The following is a 17,330-nucleotide window of genomic DNA, read 5'->3' as shown; positions in this document are numbered from 1 at the left end:
GCCAGCGCAAGGGCGGTGCCGGACGTCACCCCGGCCGAGGGCCCGACCGGACCGCCTCGTATGGAGATCGGAACGGGCCCGACGCGCCCGGCGGGAAAGCGCGCCGCCAGCCTGGCGCAGTCCTTCCAATGGGTCACCGCGCGGCGCCCGTCCAACAAGCCCGCGGCGGCAAGCAGGAAGGCGCCGGTGCAGACGGAGGCGACGCGGCGCGCCCGCGTTGCCCGCCGCCGCAGCCAGTCGACCAGCGCCGGGTCCGCTGCGGCCGCCTCCACGCCCTGCCCTCCGGCGACCAGCAGCGTATCCAGCGCACCCCGGCTCTTGGCGAGCGGTGCCGCCGCCAGCGCCACGCCCGCCGAGGACATGACGCCCTGATCGCCTTGCGTCACCAGCTTGAGCCGGTATGGCGCAGCGCCGCCGGCGCTGGCCACGAAATCGTTGGCGGAGGCGAACACCTGAACCGGGCCGGTCACATCGAGCAGCTGTACCGCCGGGAAGGTGAGCACCTCGATGACCCGGATCGGGCTTGGCGAGGAATGAAGGGATCTTTTCATTTCCGCCAGACTTTGCCCTGCCGAGGCCGCTTTGTCCATCGCAGCCGCTTGGCGAGAACCGAGGGTTTATTGGCGCTCCCGCCAATGGCCCCCTCCCTAGATAAGTCGCCACAACTCCGATGCGACATCAAAGCAAGAGGCATGCTCCCCATGATAAGATTTCCCGTTCACACCATCGAAACCGCCCCTGAAGGCTCGAAGCCGGCTCTGCGCCAATTGCAGTCGGCTTTCGGCATGATTCCCAACATTGCCGGGGCCATTTCGACCTCGCCGGCCCTGATCAACAGCCTCGTCGCCCTATTCGGAAACGTGCATGGCGGCAGCTTCACCGAGGCGCAGGTCCAGGTCATTCTGCTCACCGACGCCGTGACCAACGCTTGCACATGGGCGGTCGCCTTTCATACGGCCCTGGCGCTCAAGGAAGGCATCGACCCAGCGGATGTCGAGGCCATTCGCGCCGGCCGTCCGCCGGCGGAGGCAAAGGCCGCCGCGCTGTCGGGTCTGGCGAAGGCGATGATCGAAAAACGCGGCCGGCTGAGCGACGGGGACGTCGATCGCTTCCTCGACGCTGGATTCGGCAAGGACCAATTGCTGGAAGTGATCGCCGCGGTCGCCGCGTCCACGATCACCAACTACACCGGCAGCATTACGAAACCTCCGCTGGAAGCTCCCTTCCAGGCGCATGCCTGGCAAGGTTGAGACATCCGCCGGCAGGTGGCCTGCGGGGTTTCCCGCTGGCACCCGGTCAGCCCGCGACGGCTGGAGCAACCAGGTCCGGGCCAATTCCACGGAAGGCGGCCCCGACGGAAGCTTGAGGCCGGTTGCAATCTGGTCGAGCAAAATGTCCGGCACTCGCCCGATAGTCCGATTATCTGAACGCCCTTTTAGCTTTCCTTGTTTGAGGTCGCCCGCACCGGGAGTAATAGTCGGCTCGGAATTCGTGAGGAGGAGACGATGACGCTGAACTTCGACCCGAGGGCGAAGGCCACGACGCTCTACCATGGCGAGTTCCGGCCGATGTTCATCGGCGGAAAGTGGGTCGCGGCGCAGTCCGGCGAGGTGATGCAGGCGCTGAACCCGGCGACGGGCGAGGTGTTGGCCACGGTGCCGCGCGGCGAAGCCGCCGATATCGACGCGGCGGTGGCCGCCGCGCGGGCCGCGTTCGAAGGCCCCTGGTCGAAATTCTCACCCTACGAGCGGCAATGCGTGTTGCTCAGGATCGCCGACCTGTTCGAGACGCATTGGGAAGAGCTCAGCGTCTCCGACACTCTCGACATGGGGCTGCCGATCACGCGCACGCTCGCCAACCGCCGTCGTGTCATCGGCATGCTGCGCTTCTATGGCGGCATGGCGACCGCGTTGCATGGCGAGGCAATCGACAATTCGATCCCCGGCGAGATCGTCACCTTCACCCGGCGCGAGCCGGTCGGCGTCGTCGGCGCGATCATTCCCTGGAACGCGCCGACCGCCGCCTCGATCTGGAAGATCGCGCCGGCTCTCGCCACCGGCTGTACCATCGTGCTGAAGCCGTCGGAGGATGCGTCATTGACGCCGCTTTTAATCGCGAAGCTGATGCAGGAAGCCGGCGTGCCCGACGGCGTCGTCAACATCGTCACCGGGACCGGCGCCGAGGCCGGCGCCCGGCTGGCCGAGCATCCGGACGTCAACAAGATCGTCTTCACCGGCTCGACGCTGACCGGCCAGGCGATCGCCCGCGCCGGCGTGACCAATCTCAAGCGCGTTTCGCTGGAGCTCGGCGGCAAGTCGCCGATCATCGTCTGCCGCGACGCCGATATCGACAAGGCCGTGCCGGTCGCGGCGATGGCGGTGTTCGTGCATTCGGGCCAGATCTGCATCGCCGGCTCGCGGCTGTTCGTGGCGCGCGAGATCCATGACGAGTTCGTGCGCCGGGTCGCCGAGTTCGCCGGCAAGCTGCGCATCGGCCATGGCATCGAGGCGGAAACGGAAATCGGGCCGCTGATCAATGCAAGGCAGGCCGGCAAGGTCGAAGGCTATATCAAGGCCGGCAGCGACGAAGGCGCCAGGCTGGTCGCCGGCGGCTCGCGGCTGACGGGCGAGCTCTATGACGGCGGCAACTTCATCGCGCCGACCGTCTTCGGCGCTGTCTCGGACAAAATGACGATCGCGCGGGAGGAAATCTTCGGCCCGGTCATCTCCGCCATGCCCTTCGACACGCTGGATGAGGCCGTCGCGCGCGCCAACGCCACGCCCTACGGCCTGGCGGCCGGCATCTTCACCACCAATCTCGGCACGGCGCACAAGCTGGCGCGCCGCGTCAAGGCCGGCTCAGTCTGGGTCAACATGTACCATGCCATCGACCCGGCCGTGCCGTTCGGCGGCATGAAGATGTCGGGCTACGGCCGCGAAGGCGGCGTCGAGCACCTGCACGAATATCTGGAGACGAAGGCGGTCTGGATCCAGACCGACTGAAATCAGGCGAGCCGGCCCTGTGAATCGCGACGTTCTGCGCTTCCAGCGTTCACGCTCCGTCCAATTTGGACGAAACTACGATGGTTCAAGCTGCAGTGGTCTTGGGAGCCAGGACGAAATCCCAGTCGACGGACCAGAACGGAGCGTCGAAGCCGAACTCGCGCGCCTTTTCCCGATCGGTGACCTTGGTGAAATCGGCGATCAGCGAATCCTTCACGCCGAACACGGCGTCCTCGGCAAGATAGCGGCAATCGGGTGCGAAGATGTGGGTGATGACGGGATCGTAGCCCGGCGCGCTGACGATGAAGTGGACATGAGCCGCGCGGTTCGGATGACGCCCGAGCGCGGCGAGCATCTTTCCGACCGGGCCGTCGTTTGGGATCGGATAGTAGCGCGGCTTGACCGAACGATACCAGTATTCGCCCTTCCCGTCCGTGGTGAAGACCCCGCGCAGGTTCCAGTCCGGCTGCACGTCCTTCTGCTGGACATCGTAGAAGCCGTCGTCATTGGTTTGCCAAACTTCGATCAGCGCGCCGGCGATCGGTTTGCCTTCCGTGTCGAGCACACGTCCGCGCACCACCATCGGCTCGCCCTTGCCGTCGAGGCAGATGTTCGCGCCATGCGCGTAGCGCGGGGCCTCGGGCACATAGAAGGGCCCGAGGATAGTGTTTTCCGTGGCGCCGTTCGGACGCCGGTGATTGATGGCGTCGACGAGCATCGAAACGCCGAGCGTATCGGAAAGCAGGATGAATTCCTGCCGCCAGTCGGAGCACATCTTGCCGACATCGGTGAGGAACTTGATGCCTTGCAGCCACTCCTCATGCGTCGGCTCGATCTCCTTGATGGCGGCATGCAGATGTTTCACCAGCACGCCCAAGACCTCCCGCAGGCGCGGGTCGACATCCGGTCCCATGCGCGCGTTGACCACGTCGACCGACGTCTCTTCCTCGAAATAGGGATATTTCGGTCGGGCGGCGTCCGCGGTGCCTGTCATGGCGACAACTCCTCCAGCGACGTACGGGTTCTCAAGTGCGCGGCGGTTCGCCGGCATAGGCGCGGGCGATAAGGGCCCGGATCGGTTCCCGCTCCAGCGCCCGCGGGTTCCAGTAGGGATTGGCCAGCGCGCGGTCCGTCGCGATGTCGATCCCGTCGGGCGGCATGCCTATCTCAGACAGGGCGCGCCTAGCGCCGATCCGGCCGGCGAGATCGTAGAGAGCCTGAGCCGGGTCGTCCGTCTTCAGCACGGCCCGCAGGGTTTCCATGGCGGCTGGAACGGCAGGCGCGTTATAGGCCAGCGCATGCGGTAGCACGATCGCATGGGTCTCGGCATGCGGCAGATCGAAACTGCCGCCGAGCGTGTGGCAAAGCTTGTGGTGCAGCGCCATGCCGACCGAGCCGAGGCAGATGCCGCAGAGCCAGGCGCCGTAGAGCGCCTTGGAGCGCGCATCGCGGTCATGCGGGCTCTGCGCGATCACCGGCAACGCCCCCACCAGCGCGCCGATGGCTTCGGCCGCCATCAAGTTTATCACCGGGTTGCTTTCCCTCGCATAGAGCGCCTCGACGGCGTGGGCGATGGCGTTCATGCCGCTTGTGCCCGATAAGGAAGCAGGAAGCGTCATCGTCAGATCGACGTCGTAGATGACCACTTCCGGCAGCACCCTCGGGCTCGACTGGGTGACTTTCACGCCGTCCTTGGTCTCGCCAAGGATCGGCGTCATTTCCGAGCCGGCATAGGTCGTCGGCATCACGATCTGCGGCAGGTCGGTGCGCAATGCGATCGCCTTGGCGAGACCTGTCGTGGAGCCGCCGCCGACCGCGACCAACCCGTCGGCCTCAAGCTCCGCCACGATCCGCAGCGCGTCCTCGGTCACGGACACCGGCGTATGCATCGTCGCCTTGGCATAGATGCCGGCCGCCCTGCCGCCGAGGAACTCGGCGTGGCGTCTGGCATTGGCCTCCTGCGGCGGTGTTGCAAGCACGAGCACGCGTTTCAGCCCCAGACGGTTGATCTCCTCCGGGAGCCTTGCAATCGTGCCCGATCCGAAGACGACGCGTGCCGGCTGGGCGTTATAGACGAAGCTTTTCATGTGAGCCTCTCCCGTCAGCCGCGACTGTCTGCCGTGGCATAAAATTAGCGACGAAGAGGCGCGCGCGTAAGTGCGCTAGAGCATTTCACCGTTTCACGGAAACGGCGAACCGCCCTATCCCTTTGTTTTGTCGCAATTCCGGGCGGAAAACCGCTCACACTTTTCCTGGAATTGCTCTAGCCGCCGATATCTGACAGGCCGGATCTAATCGACGTCGGAAGCTGACGTCAGCCGATAGCGCCGCGCCATCGGCGCGGTCGAAGATCGCGATGGCGTCAGGCGATCCTCTGCTCGAACTGCATCACGCTCGCGCTCTTGCGCAGTCCCGTCGCGACGACCGACACACGAAACTTTCCTGCCAATGACTGGTCGAAGATGGCGCCGACGATGATGTCGGCATCGGCGTCGACTTCTTCCCTTATCCGTGTCGCGGCTTCATCGACCTCGAACAGCGTCATGTCCATGCCCCCGCTGATCGACACCAGCAGCCCCCTGGCGCCGGTCATGGAGGCCTCGTCGAGGAGCGGGTTGGCGATCGCTGCCTCCGCCGCCATCCTTGCACGTCCCTCTCCGGAAGCCTCGCCGGTACCCATCATCGCCGGGCCCATGTCGCGCATCACCGATTTCACGTCGGCGAAATCGAGATTGATCAGCCCTTCCTTGACGATGAGATCCGTGATGCAGCCGACACCGGCGTAGAGAACACGGTCCGCCATGGCGAAGGCGTCGGCGAATGTGGTCCTGGCGTCGGCCACCCTGAACAGGTTCTGGTTCGGGATGACGATCACGGTGTCGGCGCTCTCGCGAAGTCGCTCTATGCCTTCCTCGGCCGCCTGGGTCCTGCGCTTGCCTTCAAAGACGAAAGGCTTGGTGACGACGGCCACCGTCAAAATGCCGGCATCGCGGGCGGCGCGCGCGATCACGGGTGCTGCGCCCGTCCCAGTGCCGCCGCCCATGCCGGCGGTGATGAAGCACATATGGGTTCCCGCCAGATGATCCATGATCTCGTCGAGAGATTCCTCGGCGGCGGCACTTCCGACCTGGGGCAAGGATCCGGCGCCCAGCCCCTCGGTGACATGCGCGCCCAGCTGGATCAGCCGCGACGACTTCGACATGGTAAGCGCCTGGGCGTCGGTATTGGCGACGACGAATTCGACGCCCTGCAAGCCTTCGGCGATCATGTTGTTGACGGCGTTTCCGCCGGCGCCGCCGACCCCGACAACGGTGATCTTGGGTCTCATCTCCAGGATTTCCGGCTTGGCGGTCATTTTTTCATCTTTCTACGAAAGCGCCTGCTGCCCCGCCGCGACCATGCGAAACCGGAGCAACGAGCACACGAATCAGGTGATCCCCACCAAGCGCAGGGAATCAGAGCGGACGCCTCCCTGCAAGGTCCGCCGAGCATGTGCAAGAGCGATGCCCTGCGCCTTTGAACAGAAAGCGCCTGAATGGTCCGAGGCGACCGCGTTGCAGGAAGTACTACTGCGTTACCGAGGTCGAGGTGCCCCAGGTGTCCGACAGCACGTAGCCTTGCGGATACGGATCCGTCGGATCGAGATAATAGTTGTGCTCGCCCGTGATCCAGGCGCGGCCGGTGATCTGCGGCACGATCGCCTTGTGTCCGGCGATCTCGGTGAGTTCGAGTATCTTGCCGGTGAAGCGCGAGCCGATGATCGATTCATGGATCAGCACCTCGCCGGCCTTCATCAAACCGCGCGCCTGCAGCACGGCCATGCGGGCCGAGGTGCCGGTTCCCGTCGGACTGCGATCCGAGCGCCCGGGCGAGACGATGCAGGTGTTGCGTGTGACGTTGCCCGGCCCCTGGAACGGCATGGCGAACTGCACGATCGAGACACCGCGCACATTGTCGAACTCAGGATGCACGACATCGAGCTGCTCGCGCGCGGCGCGGCGGACCTTCTCGCCGGCCACCGCCAGGTCGCGGGCTTCGTCGGGCGTGACCGAGAAGCCGAGCGCCTTGGCGTCGACGATCGCATAGAACATGCCGCCATAGGCGATATCGACCTTCAGCGTGCCGAGCCCTTCCACCTCGATATTGGCATCGAGCCGTTCGGCGAAGGCAGGTGCGTTGCGCAGCGTGATCGACAGGCATTTGCCGTCGCGGCATTCGGCACTGACCTCGATGACGCCGCCCGGCATGTCGAGCTTGAAGCGCGTCTCGGGCTCCTGCATCGGCACCATGCCGGTCTCGAGCAGCACGGTGGCGACGCAGATGGTGTTGGAGCCGGACATCGGCGGGTATTCCGTCGGCTCCATGATGATCGCGCCCGCGGCGCAATCCTCGCGCGTCGACGGCACCAGCAGATTGACGTGCCGGGCCACGCTGCCGCGCGGCTCGCAGATCAGCATGCGCCTGATATGGTCGTGATCGCGTTCCATCGTGATCATCTTTTCCATCATCGTGCGGCCTGCCGGCGGCAGCACGCCGCCGACGATGACGTCACCGACCTCGCCCTCGGCGTGACAGCCGACGACGCGAATGCTGGACTTGGTACGCATGGTTACTCCCTGTGGCCGCGACTATCCGCTTGGCAATCGGTTCTTTGCGCGACAAACTGGCCAATCTGCGTGCCAGCCTCAAGGAGAATCCGAAATGACCGCCAATGTTTTTTCCGGCTGCATGCCGGCGCTGATGACGCCTTGCACCAATGACCGGCTTCCCGACTTCGACGCGCTGGTGCGCAAGGGTAAGGAACTGATCGCCGCCGGCATGTCGGCCGTCGTCTATTGCGGTTCGATGGGCGACTGGCCATTGCTGACCGACGCGCAGCGCATGGAAGGCGTCGAGCGGCTGGTGAAGGCCGGCGTTCCGGTGATCGTCGGAACCGGCGCCGTCAACACCGCCAGCGCCGTGGCCCATGCCGCGCATGCCCAGAAGGTCGGCGCACGCGGCCTGATGGTGATCCCGCGCGTTCTGTCGCGCGGACCCTCGGTCACGGCGCAGCGCCATCATTTCAAGGCGATTCTCGCGGCCGCCCCCGACCTGCCGGCCGTTATCTACAACAGCCCCTATTACGGCTTCGCCACGCGCGCCGACCTGTTCTTCGCGCTGCGCGCCGAACATCCGAACCTGGTCGGCTTCAAGGAGTTCGGCGGTCCGTCGGATCTGCGCTACGCGGCGGAAAACATCACCAGCCGCGACGATGAGGTCGCGCTGATGATCGGCGTCGATACCGCCGTCTTCCACGGTTTCGTCAATTGCGGGGCGTCGGGCGCCATCACCGGCATCGGCAACGTGCTGCCGAAGGAAGTGCTGCATCTGGTTGGGCTCAGCCAGGCGGCGGCGAAGGGCGACGCCGAAGCGCGCCGGCTGGCGCTGGAGCTGGATGCCGCGTTCGCCGTGCTGTCCTCCTTCGACGAAGGGCCCGACCTTGTGCTCTATTTCAAGCACATGATGGTTCTGAAAGGTAACCCGGAATACAAACTGCACTTCAACGAGACCGATGCCCTCACCGACAGCCAGCGCGGCTATGCCGAGCAGCAGCTCAAGCTCTTCGATACCTGGTACGCCCAGTGGTCGAGGCAGCCCGTAATGGCGAGATACGCGGCCTGAGCTCAGGGGCTTGAGGCCGCCAACCAGGTCGAAACCTGGCGATTGGCGGCCTCTACCCTAGATGACCGCTTCTTCGAGGAACGGCTCGTTGCGCGGCACACGTTCGTAGCAGAAGGGCGACAGGTCGAGCGTCTGGAAGGCGCCGTGGACGATCAACTCCGACACCGCGCGGCCGACCGCCGGCGACTGCTGCAGGCCGTGGCCTGAAAAACCGTTGGCGAACATGAAGTTCTTCACTTGCGGGTGAAAGCCGACGATGCCGTTGTGGTCGAGCATGTTGTATTCGTAATGGCCGGTCCAGCTCGTCTGGACCTTCAGCGCGTCGAAGGCCGGAATGCGATGCCAGAGCGCCGGCCAGATGTAGTCGTCGAACTCCTCGAAATGCATCTCGAAATCGTCATAGTCGGCAGGTCCGTCGCCCTGCGGCGTGTTGCCGGTGAGGAAAAGCTCGCCTTCCGGACGCACGAATGTACCGGAAAGATCGATGACATTGGGCATGCGGCCCGGGATCGGATTGGCGCTGGCGAAAACGAAGCTGTAACGCTTGTAGGGCGCGACCGGAATCGACAGCCCGGCCATCGCGGCGACCTGCTGCGCTCGCGGACCGGCGGCGTTGACCAGCGTTCCACAAGAAACCGTTTCGCCTGTCGCGAGGCGGACGGAGACCACCTTCCCGTCAACGACGTCCAGCGCCGTCACCGCATTGTCGATATATTCGACGCCACTGGCACGGGCAGCACGGCGAAAGCCGTTCAGCATGCCCATGGAATCGAACCAGCCCTCCTCGCGGGCGCCCCACGAGCCGCCGCCGAGGTCATCGACATTCAACCACGGAAAACGTTCCTTCAAGGCGCCCGGTTCGAGGAAGACGGTGTGCGCGCCAAGGCTGCGCTGCAGCTCGACGCGTTCGCGCGCCGTCTCCACGCCTTCGGGGGAACAGCAATAGAGATATCCATGTTCCTTGAAGCCGAGATCTGGCGCCGTCTCATTCGGGTAGAACGGCGCCATCCGCTCCTGAAAACCGCGGATGATCTCGATGCCGAACTGGCTGATCTTCACATTGATCGGATTGGAATATTGCTGGCGGATCGCGCTGGTGGAAAGCGCCGTCGAGGAGAATTGGTAGCTCGAGTCGCGCTCGACAACGAGGATCGAGGCGCCGCTGCCCAGCGCCTGGCTCAGCCAGTAGGCCGTCGACGAACCGACGACGGCGCCGCCGACAATGACGATGTCATAGGCGTTGCGCGAAGGAGCTTTGTAGGGAGGGATCGCCACGTCTGTGCTCCGCTCTACCGGTTGAACGAGGCGACCAGGGCGTCCGAGCCCCGCGCCAGCAGGCCGAGGTCCGATCCGACCGCCACCATGGTGAGACCGTCGGCGAGATAGCGGTCCGCGTCGGCTTTGACGGGCGCCAGGATGCCGCTCGCCTTGCCGGCCGAAGCCGCGGCCTCGCGCACGGACGAGATCGCGTCCTGCACATGTGTGGCGCCGGGATTGCCCATCGCGCCCATATTCGTGGACAGGTCGCCCGGCCCGACGAACAGAACGTCGACGCCGTCGACCGCCGCGATCGCGGCGGCATTGGCGACGCCTGTCTCGTCCTCGATCTGGACCGCAAGCAGCTGCTGCTCGCGCGCTTTCGCATGATAGCCGGCGATGCGGCCGAAGGCGTTGGCGCGGTGACCGACCGAGAAGCCGCGGAAGCCGCCCGGAGCATAGGTCATCGCGGCGACGATCGCGCGTGCCTGCTCCGCCGTCCGCACATTGGGGATCATCAGGCTGCGGGCGCCGACATCCAGCGCCTGCTTCATCGAATTGGGATCGTCCGAAGGCAGCCGCACGACCGCCTCGCAGGGAAACGCCGCCGCGACCTGCAGCTGCGCCATGATGCTGCGCAGGTCATTCGGGCTGTGCTCGCTGTCGATCAGCAGCCAGCCCGCTCCCGAGCCTGCCACGATCTCCGTGGTGAGCGCCGAGGCCAATGAGCACCAAATGCCGATGTGAGCCCGGCTGGCCTGTACAGCCGCCTTCAGCGAATTGACGCGCTCCTGCATTTGCGATCGATCTCCAGTGGAAAAGGTGCATTGAAATTTGTATGATGTCCTATATCATATGGCTCACTTGGGCTGCAAGTCGGCTCGAACCCCAAATGGGAGTTGCGCATGAAAATCGGCTTCATCGGGCTTGGTGTCATGGGCTCGCCGATGGCGCTACATCTCGCCGATGCCGGGCATGAGATCGTCACGGTCCTGAACCGTTCGCCTCTTCCGAAAGATCTGAAAGCATCGGTCGTCGCCTCCCCGGCCGAAGTGGCGCGGCTCTGCGAGATCGTCATCACCATGCTGCCCGACACACCCGACGTCGAGCGCGTCCTGCTCGGACCAAACGGCGTGCTTAAAGGAATTTCGGTTGGCAAGCTGGTCATCGACATGAGCTCGATCAGCCCGATCGCCACCGTCGGATTCGCGGCGAAATTCAGGGAGGCCGGAGCCGGCTATCTCGACGCGCCGGTTTCCGGCGGCGAGGTCGGCGCCAAGGCGGCAAGCCTCACCATCATGGCCGGCGGTCCGGCCTCCGAGTTCGAGCGGGCGCTGCCGATCTTCGAGAAGCTCGGCAAGAACATCACCCTGATCGGCGAAAAGAATGGCGCCGGCCAGACTTGCAAGATTGCCAACCAGATCATCGTGGCGCTCAACATCGAGGCGGTCGCCGAGGCGCTGGTCTTTGCCAGCAAGGCCGGCTGCGACCCGGCAAAGGTGCGCGGCGCCCTGATGGGCGGCTTTGCCTCGTCGCGCGTGCTCGACGTGCATGGCGAGCGCATGATCGCCCGCAGCTTCGCGCCCGGTTTTCGCATCCGGCTGCACCAGAAGGACCTCAATCTTGCGCTGGAAAGCGCCCGCGCGCTCGGCGTTGCCTTGCCGGGCACCGCGACGGCGCAGCAGCTGATGAATGCCTGTTCGGCCCGGGCGGGCGGCGCGGAAGCCGACCATTCGTCGCTCGTGCGGGCGCTGGAAATCCTGAGCGATCACGAACTGTCAAACGGAAAGGAATAACCGATGCGCGGAACCGGCAAGGCCGACATCTTCGTCATGCTGGCCCATCCCGTGGGTCATGCGAAGAGCCCCGGAATCTTCAACGAGATCTTCGAGCAGAAGGGCCTCGACAGCCTGATGGTGCCGCTGAGCTGCCGTCCGGAAGATTTCGACACCTTCTGGGCCGGCATCACCGCGGCCGAAAACATCCGCGGCGTGATCATCTCGGTACCCTACAAGGTCCCGGTCTATCACAAATGCGCGGCGGCTCACGATCGCGCTTCGCGCGTGCAGAGCGCCAACTCCGTGCGCCGGCAGGCGGACGGCAGTTGGTACGCCGACAATTTCGACGGCGTCGGCTTCATCGACGGACTGAAGGCCGGCGGGCACCGGATTGCCGGCAAGCGCATCCTCCAGGTCGGCGCCGGCGGCGCGGGCTCCTCGCTCACCTATTGCCTGGCCGAGGAAGGCGCCGCCGAGATCCGCCTGACCGATGTCGACAGGGACCGCGCGCAAAAACTCGCTGTGCTGGTCAACAAGTCGTTCCCCAATTGCCGCATCGAGGTCGGTGAAGCCGATCCGACCGGCATGGATATGGCGATCAACGCCACACCGTCCGGCCTCAAAGCCGGCGACCCGCTGCCGATGGATGTGAGCAAGCTGACGCCGGATATGACGGTGGTCGACATCATCATGGAGCCGGCCGAGACGGCGCTGCTCAAGGCGGCGAAAGCGATCGGCTGCCGCATCCAGCCCGGGCGCCCGATGATGGATTTCCAGGTCGAGGCCATGGCCGCGTTCTTCGACATCGAGCGGAAGGACCGCCGCAATGGCTGAGGCAAAGACCGCCGTCGTCATCGGCGGCACGTCCGGTATCGGCCGCGCAATGGCCGAGCGCTTCGCGCAGGATGGCTATCAGGTGGTCGTCGCCGGTCGCGACGCCGCCCGAGGCAAGGAAGCAGCCAGCGCCTGCGAGAGCGCCGGCGCGCCGCACGCGCTCTTCGTGCAGACCGATGTCGCTGACCCCTCCTCTGTCGAGGCCCTGGCGACGGAAGTCGTAGACGCCTTCGGTACGCCGCACGTCGTGGTCAATTGCGCTGGCATCCTGCAGAGTGGCAAGCACGTGCTCGACCAGGATCTCGCCGAAGACGAGCGGATGTGGCGCATCAACTATCGCGGCACGCTGCTTGGCTGCCAGGTGTTCGGCCGGCTGATGTCGGCTGCCGGGCGCGGCGCGATCCTCAATGTCGGCTCGCTCGCCTCCTTCGCGCCGCTGTCGCTGCCGGCCTATACGCCTGGAAAGCATGCCGTCCTGGCGCTCACCCAGATGCTGGCCGCCGAACTCGGCCCGCATGGGGTTCGCGTCAATGCCGTGGCGCCCGGCTACACGTTGTCGGACGGGCTGAAGGCGAAGATCGCCAAGGGCGAACGCAACCCGGAAGCAATCCAGGCCACGACGGCGCTGCGCCGCTTCGTCGAACCGCGCGATGTCGCCGAGGCGGCGCTGTTCCTCTGCTCCGACCGCGCTGCCTCGATCACCGGCGTCACGCTTCCGGTCGATGCCGGCTGGCTCGTTCAGGCGCCCCACGCGCAATATTTGCAAGGCAACCCCATCCGGCAAACGCCGGCAATCTGAGAGGCACTCCGTGAGCGATATCCAGCGCTTCGACTTCGACACCCGCATCCATCACGGCGTCATCCACAACGGCACGCTCTACCTCACTGGTCAGGTGGCGAGACCTGGCCAGTCCGCCGCCGACCAGATGCGCGAGGTGCTTGGCAAGATCGACGCGCTGCTCGCCAAGGCCGGCACCGACAAGACGCGCATCCTTCACGTCCAGATGTGGCTGGACGACGTGCGCGACTTCGACGAGGTCAACACGGTCTGGGACGCCTGGATGCCGAAGGAGCACGCACCGGCGCGCTCCTCCGGCGAGGGACGGATGGCCAAGCCCGGCATGCTGGTCGAACTCATCGTCACCGCGGCGGTTTGAATGGTCTTGCCGGTTCGGGCATCATCGCGAATCTGAACTTGAACGGCCCGAATCTGGACTTGAACGAAAGGACGTAAATGACGAAGCGCAAGCCGCTTTCCACCGTCGTGGCGGAGAGCCTGGCCGAAAAGATCCGCTCCGGACAGTTGCAGCCTGGCGCGCAACTGCCGACCGAGGCGGAGCTTTGCGCCGAATACGACGTCAGCCGCACCGTCGTGCGCGAGGCGGTGGCGCGGCTGCGCTCGGAGGGCATGGTGGTGCCGCAGCAGGGGCGCGGCATGTTCGTCAGCGAAACACCGGCCCCGCGCAATTTCTCGATTCCCGACGAGGCGCTGCGCACCTTGCCGGAAACCATCGCCTTGCTCGAACTGAGGTTGAGCGTCGAAGTGGAATCCGCCGGCCTCTGCGCGGAACGCCGCAGCGACGACGAGGCAAGCAACATCCGGGCGATGATGGACGACATCGACGCCCAGCACGCCGATCCTGCCGCGGTCCAGATTCACTACGACTACGACTTTCACCTCGCCATCGCCAAGGCGGCGCGCAACGAATTCATCCACGGCTTCCTCGCCTATCTCGGCCCGATGATCGTGCCGCGTTTCCAGCTCGGCTATGTGGTCGAGGCTGCGCTCAAGGACAGCTATTACGCGCGCATCCACAGCGAGCACAAAGCCATCGTCGACGCCATCGAAAGGCAAGACGGAACCAAGGCACGCCAGGCCATGCGCAAGCATCTGCACAACAGCCTGGGACGCGTGCGCGCCTTGGCCAGAGCCTCCGGCGTCGAGGCCACGGACACCGAGCAAAAGGCCGCCGCGGCCTCGCTCTTCACCGGGATGAAAAGGCCGCTTTCGACAGGCGGATAGGCCTCGATCCTAACACCCGGACCGAAGACAACCGATCTCGCGGTTGCGAAAGCCATGTTTTTGTTCCGCCGGCCGGCTAAATCCCTCTTCTGCTTGCTGAAAGCACCATTTTTCTTTGGTTTGCGGCCTTTGAGATCGCTCAGGCAGAGCAGAACGTTTCAAGCGTCGAAAACGCATTTCGAAAGTTTATCTTTCCTTTTTGCTGCTTTTCTTGGTTTCGCGGCATCGGCCCAGGCCGCAAACTGAGCATCAAGCAATCGGGGAAGCCCCAAGTGACCACAGCCTTCATCACAGGTGCGACGAGCGGCATAGGGCGCGCCATGGCGATCGCGCTGAGCGACGCCGGCTATGATGTCTATGCGGTCGGCCGCAGCCAGGCGGCGCTGAAAGAACTGCAGGCCGAACGCCCGGGCATCGTGCCGATCGCCGTCGACGTCACCGACCGCGAGGCGCTGGAATCGGTGCTGGCCGATCTCACCATCGATGTGCTGATCAACAATGCCGGTATCATGCCGCCGCTCGGCAATTTCGCCGACATGAAGATCGCCGACATCGACACCACGCTGGAGGTGAACCTCAGCGCCGCGATCCTACTCACCCGTCTCGTCGTGCCGCAGATGCGCGAGCGGCAGTCGGGGCACATCCTGTTCACCGGCTCGGTCGCGGGCCACGCGGCGTTCTCCAACATTGCCGTCTATGCGGCCACCAAGGCTGCGATCTCCGGCTTTGCCGGCGCGCTGCGCGCCGACCTCTCCCCGTCCGGCATACGCGTCACCGAGATCGTCGCCGGCCGTGTCGAGACGCAGCTCTATCAAAACATTCTCGACACCAAGGCCCGCGAAGCCATGTACGCCAGCAAGGTGGTGCAGCCGGACGACGTGGCCAGGATGGTCGTCGGCGTGCTCGCGCTCCCGGCATGGGCCGACGTTACCCGTTTCGACATCATGCCGACCTGGCCGACTTCGCCGAGCGGCACCAAGTAAGGAAAACAGGATGAAAGACCTTTCCGTTCTGATCGTTGGCGGCGGCGCCGGCCTCGGCGCCCTTCTCGCCCGCATGGCCGTGGAGGCCGGGGCGGCAAGGATCGGCATCATCGACATCAACCAGGAGGCCGCGGAGGCCGCGCTCGATCCGGCAAAGGCCGAGGGCCTGCCGGTCGCCGCCGCGACTTGCGACATCCAGGTTGGCCCGCAGTGCCATGCCGCCTTCGACGCCATCGTGGCCAGGCTCGGGCGCGTCGACACGCTGATCAATTGCGCTGCTATCTATCCGCGCCGTCCGCTGCTCGAAATCACCGACGCCGATTGGGACGCGTCCAACGGCATCAACATCAAGGGTACCTACCACATGATGGTGGCCGCGGTTCGCCACATGCAGACGCAAGAGCCGAAAGCCCAGGTGCGCGGCCGCATCGTCAACCTGACATCCGTCGACGCCTTCAAGGCGCATCCGCAGAACGCGCACTACGCGGCGACCAAGGCCGCCGTGGTCAGCCTGACGCGATCCTTTGCCCATTACGTCGCCAAGGACGGCATCCTGGTGAACTCCGTCGCGCCCGCCGGCATGGCCACGGAGAAGGCCAAGGCGCTCGGCTTCCTCGAGGAACTGGCCAAGGCAAGCCCGCTCGGCCGCGGCGCCGAGCCGACGGAAATCGCCGAATGGGTGCTGATGACCGGCGGGCCGAAAAACACCTACATGACTGGCGAAAACGTCATCGTTTCAGGCGGTTACATCTACGCCTGAATCTATTTCAGCAGCCGATGGCTGCTGAAATACGGCAGTGCATGATCGATGGAGTCTCGAACGAAAGGAGGCGCAATTCACCATGACCGGCAAGCTTCGCCTCCCTTCGCTCAACGCGCTGCGCGTCTTCCATGCGGTCGTGCAGCACAAGAGCTTTCGCCAGGCCGCCGACGAACTGCTGGTCACGCCGCAAGCGGTCGGCCAGCAGATCAAGCTCCTGGAAGACACGCTCCAGGTCACGCTGTTCGAACGCAAGGGCCGTTCGATCGAGCTGACCGAATCCGCCATCCTGCTCTCGCACTATATCAAGGCTGGCTTCGACGAATTCTCCGAGGGCGTCCGGCGCGTCACCAAGTCGAACTACCGCGACCGCATCAATCTCAATGCCAGCCCCTACTTCGCCACGCACTATCTGCTGCCCAGGCTTTCGCTGTTCCGCGAGATGCTGCCGGGCGCCGATCTGCGCCTGACCACCATGGTCGACCTGCCCGACTTCGGGCGCGACGACATCGATATGACTGTCCAGTGGGGCTACGGCAACTGGCCGGACTATGAGGTCACGCTGCTGGTGCCGGACCCGAAGATCATCTGCTGCACCCCGGCGATCGGCGAAAAGATCAAGTCGGCGCATGATCTAAAGAAGTTCACGCTGCTCGATACGGTCAAGTCGAAGCGCCTGTGGCCGGACATATTGCGCCACCTTGGCGTCGAGCTGACGGATGGCGACCGCAGCATCAGCTTCGATGACGCGGCGACCATGCGCCGGGCGACCCTGCAAGGCATCGGCGTCGGCCTGGTTTCCGTCATCGACGCCGAGGAGGATTTCCGCTCCGGCGCGCTGGTCGCGCCGATCGGCCGCGACGCCATCGCCGATATGCGGCCGGAGGAAGTCCCCGGTTTCTATCTCGTCGTCCCGCGCGGACATCTGCGCGTGAAGGCCGTGGCTGCCCTGCATCGATGGCTGGCCCAGGAGGATTGGCGCAGCGACCTCAAGATCTCCTTGCCGAAACCGACCCCGCTTTCCGACTGAGA

At 64.9% G+C, this 17,330-nt stretch carries 18 protein-coding genes; 11 read left to right on the top strand and 7 right to left on the bottom strand.

What is annotated here, in order from left to right; translation table 11 throughout:
• The coding region (locus KVT37_RS28410; protein ID WP_217578334.1) for a DJ-1/PfpI family protein at window positions 1-551 on the bottom strand (551 nt) is incomplete at its 3' end.
• Window positions 552-701: 150 nt separating this feature from the next.
• Here KVT37_RS28410 and KVT37_RS28405 point away from each other — a divergent pair.
• Entirely contained in the window at window positions 702-1,250 is a 549-nt protein-coding gene (locus KVT37_RS28405) for a carboxymuconolactone decarboxylase family protein (protein ID WP_217578333.1), read from the top strand.
• 255 nt (window positions 1,251-1,505) lie between these two features.
• On the top strand, window positions 1,506-3,002 hold the full coding sequence (locus KVT37_RS28400) for an aldehyde dehydrogenase family protein (RefSeq protein WP_217578332.1): 1,497 nt from the start codon (window positions 1,506-1,508) through the stop codon (window positions 3,000-3,002).
• An 85-nt stretch (window positions 3,003-3,087) separates the two neighbouring features.
• On the opposite strand, the gene KVT37_RS28395 is transcribed toward KVT37_RS28400, so the two are convergent.
• From KVT37_RS28395 to KVT37_RS28380, 4 genes are all read right to left on the bottom strand, one after another.
• Entirely contained in the window at window positions 3,088-3,996 is a 909-nt protein-coding gene (locus KVT37_RS28395; protein ID WP_217578331.1) for an intradiol ring-cleavage dioxygenase, read from the bottom strand.
• A 31-nt stretch (window positions 3,997-4,027) separates the two neighbouring features.
• The gene (locus KVT37_RS28390; protein WP_217578330.1) at window positions 4,028-5,089 is read right to left on the bottom strand and encodes a maleylacetate reductase; all 1,062 of its coding nucleotides are present in this window, start codon (window positions 5,087-5,089) and stop codon (window positions 4,028-4,030) included.
• Window positions 5,090-5,364: 275 nt separating this feature from the next.
• Window positions 5,365-6,357 (bottom strand): cell division protein FtsZ, encoded by a 993-nt coding sequence (ftsZ, locus tag KVT37_RS28385; protein WP_217578329.1) that lies wholly within the window; start codon window positions 6,355-6,357, stop codon window positions 5,365-5,367.
• Window positions 6,358-6,568: 211 nt separating this feature from the next.
• Window positions 6,569-7,609 carry a proline racemase family protein gene (locus tag KVT37_RS28380; protein ID WP_217578328.1) on the bottom strand — a complete coding sequence of 347 codons (1,041 nt, stop codon included), beginning with the start codon at window positions 7,607-7,609 and terminating at the stop codon, window positions 6,569-6,571.
• Between the two features lie 94 nt (window positions 7,610-7,703).
• Here KVT37_RS28380 and KVT37_RS28375 point away from each other — a divergent pair, with 94 nt between their 5' ends.
• Window positions 7,704-8,663, top strand: coding sequence for a dihydrodipicolinate synthase family protein (locus KVT37_RS28375; protein ID WP_217578327.1), 960 nt, complete (start codon window positions 7,704-7,706; stop codon window positions 8,661-8,663).
• A gap of 57 nt (window positions 8,664-8,720) precedes the next feature.
• Here KVT37_RS28375 and KVT37_RS28370 read toward each other — a convergent pair whose 3' ends face one another.
• Both KVT37_RS28370 and KVT37_RS28365 read right to left on the bottom strand, forming a co-directional pair.
• On the bottom strand, window positions 8,721-9,938 hold the full coding sequence (locus KVT37_RS28370; protein ID WP_217578326.1) for an FAD-binding oxidoreductase: 1,218 nt from the start codon (window positions 9,936-9,938) through the stop codon (window positions 8,721-8,723).
• A gap of 14 nt (window positions 9,939-9,952) precedes the next feature.
• Window positions 9,953-10,717 carry an HpcH/HpaI aldolase/citrate lyase family protein gene (locus KVT37_RS28365; protein WP_217578325.1) on the bottom strand — a complete coding sequence of 255 codons (765 nt, stop codon included), beginning with the start codon at window positions 10,715-10,717 and terminating at the stop codon, window positions 9,953-9,955.
• A gap of 108 nt (window positions 10,718-10,825) precedes the next feature.
• Here KVT37_RS28365 and KVT37_RS28360 point away from each other — a divergent pair, with 108 nt between their 5' ends.
• From KVT37_RS28360 to KVT37_RS28325, 8 genes are all read left to right on the top strand, one after another.
• Window positions 10,826-11,716: a 2-hydroxy-3-oxopropionate reductase gene (locus tag KVT37_RS28360; RefSeq protein ID WP_217578324.1), complete on the top strand. Its 891-nt coding sequence runs from the start codon at window positions 10,826-10,828 to the stop codon at window positions 11,714-11,716.
• Between the two features lie 3 nt (window positions 11,717-11,719).
• The gene (locus KVT37_RS28355) at window positions 11,720-12,532 is read left to right on the top strand and encodes a shikimate dehydrogenase (RefSeq protein WP_217578323.1); all 813 of its coding nucleotides are present in this window, start codon (window positions 11,720-11,722) and stop codon (window positions 12,530-12,532) included.
• A complete protein-coding gene (locus tag KVT37_RS28350) occupies window positions 12,525-13,331 on the top strand; it encodes an SDR family NAD(P)-dependent oxidoreductase (RefSeq protein WP_217578322.1) in 807 nt (268 codons plus the stop codon). Before KVT37_RS28355 ends, KVT37_RS28350 begins: the two co-directional genes overlap by 8 nt.
• Window positions 13,332-13,341: 10 nt before the next feature.
• Window positions 13,342-13,689, top strand: coding sequence for a RidA family protein (locus tag KVT37_RS28345; RefSeq protein ID WP_140696701.1), 348 nt, complete (start codon window positions 13,342-13,344; stop codon window positions 13,687-13,689).
• A 77-nt stretch (window positions 13,690-13,766) separates the two neighbouring features.
• Window positions 13,767-14,555 (top strand): FadR/GntR family transcriptional regulator, encoded by a 789-nt coding sequence (locus KVT37_RS28340; protein WP_217578321.1) that lies wholly within the window; start codon window positions 13,767-13,769, stop codon window positions 14,553-14,555.
• Window positions 14,556-14,827: 272 nt separating this feature from the next.
• On the top strand, window positions 14,828-15,538 hold the full coding sequence (locus KVT37_RS28335; protein ID WP_217578320.1) for an SDR family oxidoreductase: 711 nt from the start codon (window positions 14,828-14,830) through the stop codon (window positions 15,536-15,538).
• A 10-nt stretch (window positions 15,539-15,548) separates the two neighbouring features.
• Window positions 15,549-16,298 (top strand): SDR family NAD(P)-dependent oxidoreductase, encoded by a 750-nt coding sequence (locus KVT37_RS28330; RefSeq protein WP_217578319.1) that lies wholly within the window; start codon window positions 15,549-15,551, stop codon window positions 16,296-16,298.
• An 82-nt stretch (window positions 16,299-16,380) separates the two neighbouring features.
• A complete protein-coding gene (locus KVT37_RS28325; protein WP_217578318.1) occupies window positions 16,381-17,328 on the top strand; it encodes a LysR substrate-binding domain-containing protein in 948 nt (315 codons plus the stop codon).
• Window positions 17,329-17,330: the final 2 nt, after the last annotated feature.

The organism is Mesorhizobium sp. GbtcB19 (genome assembly GCF_019091085.1).
Taxonomy (GTDB): domain Bacteria; phylum Pseudomonadota; class Alphaproteobacteria; order Rhizobiales; family Rhizobiaceae; genus Mesorhizobium.
The sequence above is the reverse complement of the archived record's forward strand: the minus strand, read 5'-3'. Positions and strand labels throughout refer to the sequence as shown.

Coding starts and splice junctions, on each gene's coding strand:
- KVT37_RS28365 (WP_217578325.1), bottom strand. CDS start 10,717: ATGCAGGAGCGCGTCAATTCGCTGAAGGCGGCTGTACAGGCCAGCCGG.
- KVT37_RS28380 (WP_217578328.1), bottom strand. CDS start 7,609: ATGCGTACCAAGTCCAGCATTCGCGTCGTCGGCTGTCACGCCGAGGGC.
- KVT37_RS28375 (WP_217578327.1), top strand. CDS start 7,704: ATGACCGCCAATGTTTTTTCCGGCTGCATGCCGGCGCTGATGACGCCT.
- KVT37_RS28330 (WP_217578319.1), top strand. CDS start 15,549: ATGAAAGACCTTTCCGTTCTGATCGTTGGCGGCGGCGCCGGCCTCGGC.
- KVT37_RS28395 (WP_217578331.1), bottom strand. CDS start 3,996: ATGACAGGCACCGCGGACGCCGCCCGACCGAAATATCCCTATTTCGAG.
- KVT37_RS28360 (WP_217578324.1), top strand. CDS start 10,826: ATGAAAATCGGCTTCATCGGGCTTGGTGTCATGGGCTCGCCGATGGCG.
- KVT37_RS28405 (WP_217578333.1), top strand. CDS start 702: ATGATAAGATTTCCCGTTCACACCATCGAAACCGCCCCTGAAGGCTCG.
- KVT37_RS28400 (WP_217578332.1), top strand. CDS start 1,506: ATGACGCTGAACTTCGACCCGAGGGCGAAGGCCACGACGCTCTACCAT.
- KVT37_RS28325 (WP_217578318.1), top strand. CDS start 16,381: ATGACCGGCAAGCTTCGCCTCCCTTCGCTCAACGCGCTGCGCGTCTTC.
- KVT37_RS28390 (WP_217578330.1), bottom strand. CDS start 5,089: ATGAAAAGCTTCGTCTATAACGCCCAGCCGGCACGCGTCGTCTTCGGA.
- KVT37_RS28340 (WP_217578321.1), top strand. CDS start 13,767: ATGACGAAGCGCAAGCCGCTTTCCACCGTCGTGGCGGAGAGCCTGGCC.
- KVT37_RS28350 (WP_217578322.1), top strand. CDS start 12,525: ATGGCTGAGGCAAAGACCGCCGTCGTCATCGGCGGCACGTCCGGTATC.
- KVT37_RS28355 (WP_217578323.1), top strand. CDS start 11,720: ATGCGCGGAACCGGCAAGGCCGACATCTTCGTCATGCTGGCCCATCCC.
- ftsZ (WP_217578329.1), bottom strand. CDS start 6,357: ATGACCGCCAAGCCGGAAATCCTGGAGATGAGACCCAAGATCACCGTT.